Consider the following 8,035-nt stretch of genomic DNA (forward strand, 5'->3'; position numbering starts at 1 on the left):
GGGGGGCTGCCTGCCCCCCGCACCCCCCCGGCCCCTAGCGCGTGATGGGGGCCGTGGCGCGTTCCAGCCACGCCCGGTCCTCCGCGTCCAGATCGTCCGAGAGCGCCTTGCGGACCCGTTCGTGATAGCTGTCGATCCAGTCGCATTCGTCGCGCGACAGGGCCGCCATGTCGACAAGGCGCAGATCGATGGGGCAGAGCGTCAGCGTCTCGAAGCCCAGCATCTCGCGGCTCGGTTCGGCCTCTGCCTGCACAACCGCCACGAGGTTCTCGATCCGGATGCCAAAGCTGCCTTCGCGGTAATATCCGGGCTCGTTCGACAGGATCATGCCGGGTTCCAGCGCGATGTCGCTGAGGCGGCTGATGCGCATCGGGCCTTCGTGGACGCAAAGCGCGGCGCCGACGCCATGGCCCGTTCCGTGATCGAAATCGAGCCCCTGCTGCCAGAGGAACTGCCGCGCCAGCGCGTCCAGATGCGCGCCCGCCACGCCCTTGGGCATGCGCGTCCGGGTCAGCGCGATCACGCCGCGCAGGACGGCGGTATAGGGCGCGACGGCGTCGCTGCGCGGTTCGCCCAGGGGAACCGTGCGGGTGATGTCGGTCGTGCCGTCGGGATATTGCCCGCCCGAATCGATCAGCAGCAGGTCGCCATCGGCCAGACGCCGGTTCGACATCTCGGTCACGCGGTAATGCACGATCGCCCCGTTGGGACCGGCCCCCATGATCGTGTCGAAGCTGATATCGGTGATGCCTTCCGCGATGCGCAGATCCTCGAGGCGGCGGACCACGTCGATCTCGGTCAGATCCTCGGGGGTCTGACGGTCGAGCCATGACAGCATGCGGACCATGGCCAGCCCGTCGCGGCGGTGGGCGGCGCGCATGCCGGCCATCTCGGCCGCGTTCTTGCGGGCCTTGGGGAGGACCGCCGGGTCGGGGCCGCGCTGGATGTCGGTGCCCGCAGCCTCGAGGATGCGGAAGGCGGCCTCGGGGGCGGATGCGGGGTCCAGACGGACGGGGCCTTCCAGGTCCGTCAGAGCCGCAGCCAGGGCATTGGGGGGCAGGATGGTGACATCGCGACCCAGATGGTCGCGCAGCGCATCGTCGAATTTCGCCGCATCGGCGAACAGTGAAACCGCGCCCGTGTTGGACAGCACCGCGAAGGACTGCACGACCGGGTTGCGGGGGATGTCGCTGCCCCGGATGTTCAGCAACCACGAGATGGAATCGGGCAGGGTCATCAGCGCTGCCGCATGACCTTCGGCCCGCAGGTCGACCGCCAGGCGCGCGCGCTTCTGGGCGGCGCTTTCCCCGGCCAGATCCTCGGGGTGGATGCGGGCGCGGCCTGCAGGCTGGGCCGGTCGGTCGGTCCAGATCGCATCGACGGGATTGGTATCCAGCGCGGCAAGCGTGATGCCGCTGCCCTCAAGGCCCGCCTCCAGCTGCTCGACCTCGCGGCGGGTATGCAGCCAGGGATCGAAGCCCAGCCTGCCGTTCGACAGGCGGTCGCGCAGCCACTGGGCGGGGCGTGTCTCGGGCCAGGGGACCGGGTCGAAATGCTGCAGGTCCAGCTGGCTGCGGGCCTGCACGCGATAGCGGCCGTCGACAAAGACGCCCGCCGCATCGGCGGTCACGATGGCGAAGCCCGCGCTGCCGGTGAAACCCGTCAGCCATGCCAGCCGCGCATCCGCATCCGCGACATATTCGCCCTGATGGGCATCGGCGCGCGGGACGATCACGGCGGCCAGCCCCTCGCGCGCCACGAGGGCGCGCAGATCGGCCAGGCGGGTTGCGTGGTCGCCGCCCGCGGCGGGGTCGTCGAAACTCTGAAAGCTCACGGTTCGATCGTCTCCATGATGACTGGTTCGATCACGCGGATGCCGGGCAGGGCGTCGATCAGCACCTGTGCGGATTGTTCCAGCGCGTCGAAGGTCTTGTAATGGCAGGGAATCACGGTCTTGAAGTCGAAATAGCGCTTGGCGGCATAGGCCGCGCGGCTCATGTCCATGGTGAAATGCCCGCCCGCGCAAAGGATCCCGATATCGGGTTTGTGCAGGTCGCCCATCCATTCCATGTCGGCCATGATGTCCGTATCGCCCGAGACATAGATGACCCGGCCTTCGCCCGCGATCATGTAGCCCGATTCGTGGCCCGCATAGATCGGACCGTCCGGGCCCGGGATCGAGCTGGAATGCGTGGCATTGACCATGGTGACCCTGGCCCCGCCCAGATCGACGGTGCCGCCCTTGTTGAAGCCGATCCCCTCGATGCCCTCAGCCTCTTCCCAATACGAGATCAGGTCGAAGATGCCCGCGATGGGCGTGCCCAGTTCGCGCGACAGCGCCAGCGCGTCGCCGCTGTGGTCGCCATGCCCGTGGGTCAGCAGGATATGGGTCGCGCCCTTCACGGCCTCGTCCCGGCGATCTTCGGGAAAGCTGGGGTTCCCGTTCAGCCAGGGGTCGATCAGGATGACGGCATTCTCGATTTCCAGGCGGAATCCGGCATGTCCGAGCCAAGTCAGTTTCATCGCACTCTCCTATGGATTGGCGTCGCGCAGAAGGTTAGCCGGCGCTTGGCCCGGTTACCAGAACACGCGAAGGACCATCGGGGTTGCGATCAGACCGGCGCGGCGTCGTCCAGCCGCAGGCGCAGCCGTTCGCGCCCGCCCCAGGTGGACAGCTCCAGTTTGCCCGCAAGGTGGAAGCGGCGGCCCTTGGCCCCGATCAGCGCAGGCCCGAGCGGGCCGTCCATCGCGCCCCATGCGACCGCGTCCAGGGGCGGCCCGCCGGGGCTGCGGAACTGCAGCCGCAGATGGCGGTCGCCCATGGTGGCGGCGCTGGCGATCAGCTGATCGGCAAAGGCAAAGCGCGGCGCGGGCGCGGCCTGCCCATAGGGGCCGGCATCTTCCAGCATCCGAAACATCTCGGGGGTGGCCCCCGAGGTTTCCAGCAGCCCCGAGATGCGCAGATCGCGGGTCCCGCTGCGGGTGGCAAGGTCGCGGTCGATCAGGTCCGACAGACGCTCCATCGCGGGGGCGATCTTGGCCTGTTCAACGGTCAGGCCCGCCGCCATCTCGTGGCCACCACCCTTCAGCAGCAGCCCTTCGCGTTCCAGCCGCTGGATCGCGCGGCCCAGATCGACGCCGGGCACCGAACGGGCGCTGCCCTTGCCGATCCCGCCTTCGATGCCGATCACCACGGATGGCAGGTTCGTGGCCTCCTTGATGCGGGCAGCGACGATGCCCACCACGCCCGGATGCCAGCCGTCGCCCGCCGCCCATGACAGGCGCGCATCGCCGCGTGCCTCGACCTGGGCCAGGGCCTCGGTCCGGACGGCGGCCTCGATCGCGCGGCGGTCGCGGTTCAGCTCGTCCAGCTGGCGGGCCAGATCCTCGGCCACGCGCGGATCGCGGGTGGAGAGGCATTGCGCTCCCAGATCGGCACGCCCGACACGCCCGCCCGCATTGATGCGCGGGCCCAGCAGGAACCCCAGGTGAAACGCCGCGGGCGGTCCGTCCAGCCGCGCCACGTCCGACAGCGCGACCAGGCCCGGCCGCTGGCGCCGTGCCATCACCGCCAGCCCCTGGCGCACGAAGGCGCGGTTCACGCCGACCAGCGGCGCGACATCGGCGACGGTGGCCAGCGCCACCAGGTCCATCAGCGACATGAGGTCGGGTTCGCGCAGGCCGCGCTTGCGCAGCACGCGACCGGCCTGCACCAGCGTCAGGAACACGACGCCCGCGGCACAGAGATGCCCCAGGGTGCCATCCTCGTCCACGCGGTTGGGGTTCACGACGGCCATGGCGGGGGGCAGCGTCTCGCCGCCCAGATGGTGGTCCAGGACCATCACGTCGCAGCCCTTGGCAGCGGCCAGCGCGTCATGGGACAGCGTGCCGCAATCGACACAGACGATCAGGTCATGCGCCGCCGCCAGTTGCGACATGGCGGGGGCGTTCGGGCCGTAACCCTCGTCGATGCGGTCGGGCACATAGAGCGTGGCCTGCCGGCCCTGCTGATGCAGCCAGTCGATCAGCAGCGCCGCCGAGGATCCGCCATCCACGTCGTAATCGGCAAAGATCGCGATGCGCTGGCCCGCGACGGCGGCCTCGACCAGCCTTTCGGCGGCGGGGGCCATGTCGCGCAGGCTCAGCGGGTCGGGCAGCAGGTCGCGCAGCTTGGGCTGCAGAAAGCCCGCGGCCTCTTCGGGGGGGACATCGCGTTCGGCCAGCACCCGCGCGACGGGCAGGGGCAGCGTCGCGCGTTGGGCCAGCCCCTCGGCGCGGCGCTCCAGATCGGGCTCGGGCCCGGTCCAGCGCCGCCCCGACAGCGATTCTTCGATCCCCAGAAAGGCCACGTCGCCTTACTTGACCGGGTTGCGATAGATCATGCGGCGGACCGAACCGGTCTTGGAACGCATCAGGATCGTCTCGGTCTGCAGGTAACCGGGCTCGCGCTTGACGCCCGCCACGATCGAGCCGTTGGTCACGCCCGTCGCCGCGAAGATCACGTCGGCGGTCACCAGGTCGTCGCGCGCATAGATGCGGTCCAGATCGGTGATCCCCGCCTTGCGCGCGCGTCCCTTCTCGTCGTCGTTGCGGAACAGCAGGCGGCCCCACATCTGGCCGCCCATGCATTTGAGCGCGGCCGCGGCCAGCACGCCCTCGGGGGCGCCGCCCGAACCCATGTACATGTCGATGCCGGTCAGTTCGGCCTCGGCGCAGTGGATGACGCCCGCGACATCGCCATCGGTGATCAGGCGGATCGCGGCGCCGGTCTCGCGGACCTCGGCGATCATGTCCTCGTGGCGGGGGCGTTCCAGGATGCAGACGGTGATGTCGCCCGGCTGGCAGCCACGCGCGGCGGCCAGCGCGCGGACGCGTTCGGCGGGCGACATGTCGAGGCTGACGACATCGACCGGGTATCCCGGCCCGATCGCCAGCTTGTCCATGTAGACGTCGGGCGCGTGCAGCAGCGTGCCGCGCGGGGCCATGGCGATCACGGTCAGGGCGTTCGGCATGTCCTTGGCGGTCAGCGTGGTGCCTTCCAGCGGGTCCAGCGCGATGTCCACCTCGGGGCCATCGCCGGTGCCGACCTCCTCGCCGATGAACAGCATCGGCGCTTCGTCACGTTCGCCTTCGCCGATGACGACGACGCCCTTGATGTCCAGCATGTTCAGCTGGTCGCGCATCGCGTTGACCGCTGCCTGGTCGGCGGCCTTCTCGTCGCCGCGCCCGATCAGCAGGGCCGAGGCATGTGCCGCCGCCTCGCTGACGCGGGCAAGGCCCAGGGACAGCATCCGGTCGTTGAAATCCTTAGGCGCGCTCATGTCCCTCATCCTCTCCTCTGGCGGGTTCATTGCTTCTTAGGGGGCCGACCCATGGGCCACAAGACTGACGGCGCTAACGTATCAGCTTTCGGCCAGTTCCAGCGCCAATGCATGGATGCGCGGCACGATGTCGCCAAGGGCCGCGTGAACCATCCTGTGCTGCGCCAGCCGCCCCTTGCCCGCGAATTCCGCGCTGGCCATGCGGATCCGGAAATGGCTCTCTCCGCCTTCGCGAAAGCCCGCGTGACCGCGATGCCCCTCGCTTTCGTCGATGATGTCCAGCCGCGTGGGGTTCAGCGCGCCCAGCCTGTCGCGCATCTCGTCTGCGATCATTGTCTTCATTCCTCCGTCAAGACCTTTCATGTCCCGTCAAAAAGCCTACACTGCCGCCTCCGAGTCGCAGAGGTGCCCAAGAATGAGCAAGAACGACCCCTTCGGTTTCGACATTTCCGCCGCGAAGGACAAGAAGCGCAAGACCAGAGGCCGGCGCGGCATGTCGGGGGCGTTCGAGACCTCGACCCGCATGTGCGAAAAGGAAGGCTGCAACGAGCCCGGGCAGTACCGTGCCCCCAAGAACCCGCGCAACCTCGATGACTATTTCTGGTTCTGCAAGGACCATGTCCGCGAATACAACGCGAACTGGAACTACTTCCAGGGCCAGTCCGAGGAGGAGTTCCAGGACTTCATCGACAATGCGACGGTCTGGGAACGCCCGACCAAGCCCTTCGGCAAGGCCGCCGAGGAGCAGAAATGGGCCCGCCACGGCATCAGCGACCCGCACGAGATCCTCGGCGCGAACGGCACCGCACCCGAGGCCCGCGCGCAGGTCGCCGCCCGCAAGCTGCCGCCCACGGAACGCAAGGCACTGGACATCCTGGAGGCCAAGGACACCTGGACCCGCGGAGAGATCCGCAAGCAGTACAAGTCGCTGGTCAAGGATCTGCATCCCGACATGAACGGCGGCGACCGTTCCGACGAGGATCGCCTGTCCGAGGTCGTCTGGGCCTGGGATCAGATCAAGGAAAGTCGCTTCATCCGCGACTGAAGCGCCTGCGGATGGCGGTCAGCCCGATGATCGCCATCAGCGCCAGCACCAGCGGCGTGTTGCCCATGCGCAGCCATGCCGTTTCCGGCAATGCGCCGGGCAGGGCGGCGTCCATCGCGCCCGCCTCGTTCAGGGGCAGGCTGTCGCGGACCCGGCCCCGCGCGTCAATGACCGCGCTGACGCCGGTATTGGCGGAACGGACCAGCGGCAGACCAGTCTCGATCGCGCGAAGCCGGGCCTGCGCCAGGTGCTGATACGGCCCCGACACCTTGCCGAACCACGCGTCGTTGGTGATCTGCAGCAGCCAAACGGGCCGTTCGGGCAGGCCGCGCAGATGCTGGGGAAAGATCGCCTCGTAGCAGATCAGCGGCTGGAAATCGGGAATGCCGTCGATCCCCATGACCTGCGGGCCGGGGCCTGCGGAATACCCGTTGCCCTGTTGCGCCGCGAAGGCGGTGATGCCGATCCGCGCCAGCGCGTCCCCCCAGGGGATGTATTCGCCGAAGGGCACGAGGTGGAACTTGTCGTAGATCTGCCCCTCCGTGCCGCCGGTGCCGATCACCGCCAGGCTGTTGAGCCAGCGCGCCCCGTCCCGGCGCTGGATGCCCATGACCAGCGGCGCGCCCGCCGCCTGCGACATGGCGGGCAGGACGGGCGTCGCATCCTCCAACAGGAAATTCACGGCGGTTTCTGGCCAGATCACCAGGTCGCGCCTTCCGGGGGCGGCCGACAGGTCCAGCAGGCGGTCGAAGAAGACCTGCGACCATTCGGGGTCCCATTTCAGCGCCTGCGTGGCATTGGGCTGGACGATGCGCAGCACCAGGTCCCGGTCGGCGGGCAGGGGGGCTGCCAGCCGCGACAGGCCCGTGGCCCAGCCCGCCCCCAGGATCAGGATCGCCGCGGCGGCACCCGGCAGAAGCGCCGCCCGGTTCGGGCGCCACATGAACGCGGGAAGGGCGGCCATGGTCAGCGTCAGCGCAGACAGCCCCAACGCGCCCGACCAGGCGGCCAGCTGCGCGACGGGCGTATCGACCCAGACCTGGCCGATCTGCGCCCAAGGGAAGCCCGTGAAGATCCACCCCCGCAGCCAATCGGACAGCGCCAGCGCGGCCGCGATCGCCACCGCCCGCCCCCGCCATCCGCTGGCAATGCGCGTGGCGATGGCAGTGGGGATCGCCCAGAACAGCGCGCCGCCCGCAGCCATCAGGATCACCGCGAAGGGGGCCATCCAGCCATAGATCTCGGGTTCGACAAGGAAGGGTTCGGCGATCCAGAACATCGCCAGCGCAAACCAGCCCAGACCGGCAGCGAATGCCCGCCAGAAAGCCGGGCCGCTGCGGGATCGGGCCAGCCGCCAGATAAGCACGGCAAGGGCCAGGGGCGTCGCGGCCCATATGCCAAAGGGCGCAAGCCCCAAGGCCGCGATGGCACCCAGGGCAAGGTCGGGAAGAAGCCGCCGCAGGGGTGGCCTGCCCCGCCGGGTCAGGCGGGGCGGGCGCAGCCCGATGCGGGGGCGCTTGGCGATCATCGTGGCCTCAGGCCTCGGTCGTGTCCTGCGAGGGCTTGTCGGCCTCGGCCTGCGCCTCGGCCTCGGGCGCCGGATCGGCCTTCTTGGCGCGCGAACGACGCTTGGGCTTCGGGGCCTCTTCGGTCGCGGCCTCGGGGGTCT

The 8,035-nt window shown here is 69.2% G+C and carries 7 protein-coding genes; 1 reads left to right on the top strand and 6 read right to left on the bottom strand.

Annotated elements, in window-relative coordinates:
• Positions 1 to 34: 34 nt before the first annotated feature.
• The 5 genes from KO490_RS02120 to KO490_RS02140 form a co-directional block, all read right to left on the bottom strand.
• Entirely contained in the window at positions 35 to 1,834 is a 1,800-nt protein-coding gene (locus KO490_RS02120; protein WP_216017727.1) for an aminopeptidase P family protein, read from the bottom strand.
• Complete coding sequence (locus KO490_RS02125) at positions 1,831 to 2,523, bottom strand: metal-dependent hydrolase (protein ID WP_216017728.1); 693 nt, start codon at positions 2,521 to 2,523, stop codon at positions 1,831 to 1,833. The genes KO490_RS02120 and KO490_RS02125 overlap by 4 nt, the downstream gene beginning before the upstream one ends.
• A gap of 89 nt (positions 2,524 to 2,612) precedes the next feature.
• Positions 2,613 to 4,349: a single-stranded-DNA-specific exonuclease RecJ gene (gene recJ / locus KO490_RS02130; RefSeq protein WP_216017729.1), complete on the bottom strand. Its 1,737-nt coding sequence runs from the start codon at positions 4,347 to 4,349 to the stop codon at positions 2,613 to 2,615.
• A gap of 6 nt (positions 4,350 to 4,355) precedes the next feature.
• Entirely contained in the window at positions 4,356 to 5,321 is a 966-nt protein-coding gene (glpX, locus tag KO490_RS02135; RefSeq protein WP_216017730.1) for a class II fructose-bisphosphatase, read from the bottom strand.
• A gap of 81 nt (positions 5,322 to 5,402) precedes the next feature.
• Positions 5,403 to 5,654 carry a BolA family transcriptional regulator gene (locus tag KO490_RS02140; RefSeq protein WP_216017731.1) on the bottom strand — a complete coding sequence of 84 codons (252 nt, stop codon included), beginning with the start codon at positions 5,652 to 5,654 and terminating at the stop codon, positions 5,403 to 5,405.
• A gap of 82 nt (positions 5,655 to 5,736) precedes the next feature.
• Between KO490_RS02140 and KO490_RS02145 the strand changes: the two genes are divergently transcribed.
• Entirely contained in the window at positions 5,737 to 6,366 is a 630-nt protein-coding gene (locus KO490_RS02145; RefSeq protein ID WP_216017732.1) for a J domain-containing protein, read from the top strand.
• Here KO490_RS02145 and lnt read toward each other — a convergent pair.
• Positions 6,353 to 7,894 (bottom strand): apolipoprotein N-acyltransferase, encoded by a 1,542-nt coding sequence (gene lnt, locus KO490_RS02150; RefSeq protein WP_216017733.1) that lies wholly within the window; start codon positions 7,892 to 7,894, stop codon positions 6,353 to 6,355. The two genes, KO490_RS02145 and lnt, sit on opposite strands and share 14 nt — an antisense overlap.
• Positions 7,895 to 8,035: the final 141 nt, after the last annotated feature.

The organism is Paracoccus sp. C2R09, from assembly GCF_018860625.1.
Classification (GTDB): Bacteria; Pseudomonadota; Alphaproteobacteria; order Rhodobacterales; family Rhodobacteraceae; genus Paracoccus.

Excerpts from the sequence above, each read along its gene's own strand:
- glpX (WP_216017730.1), bottom strand. The coding sequence starts at position 5,321 with ATGAGCGCGCCTAAGGATTTCAACGACCGGATGCTGTCCCTGGGCCTT.
- KO490_RS02140 (WP_216017731.1), bottom strand. The coding sequence starts at position 5,654 with ATGATCGCAGACGAGATGCGCGACAGGCTGGGCGCGCTGAACCCCACG.
- KO490_RS02145 (WP_216017732.1), top strand. The coding sequence starts at position 5,737 with ATGAGCAAGAACGACCCCTTCGGTTTCGACATTTCCGCCGCGAAGGAC.
- lnt (WP_216017733.1), bottom strand. The coding sequence starts at position 7,894 with ATGATCGCCAAGCGCCCCCGCATCGGGCTGCGCCCGCCCCGCCTGACC.
- KO490_RS02125 (WP_216017728.1), bottom strand. The coding sequence starts at position 2,523 with ATGAAACTGACTTGGCTCGGACATGCCGGATTCCGCCTGGAAATCGAG.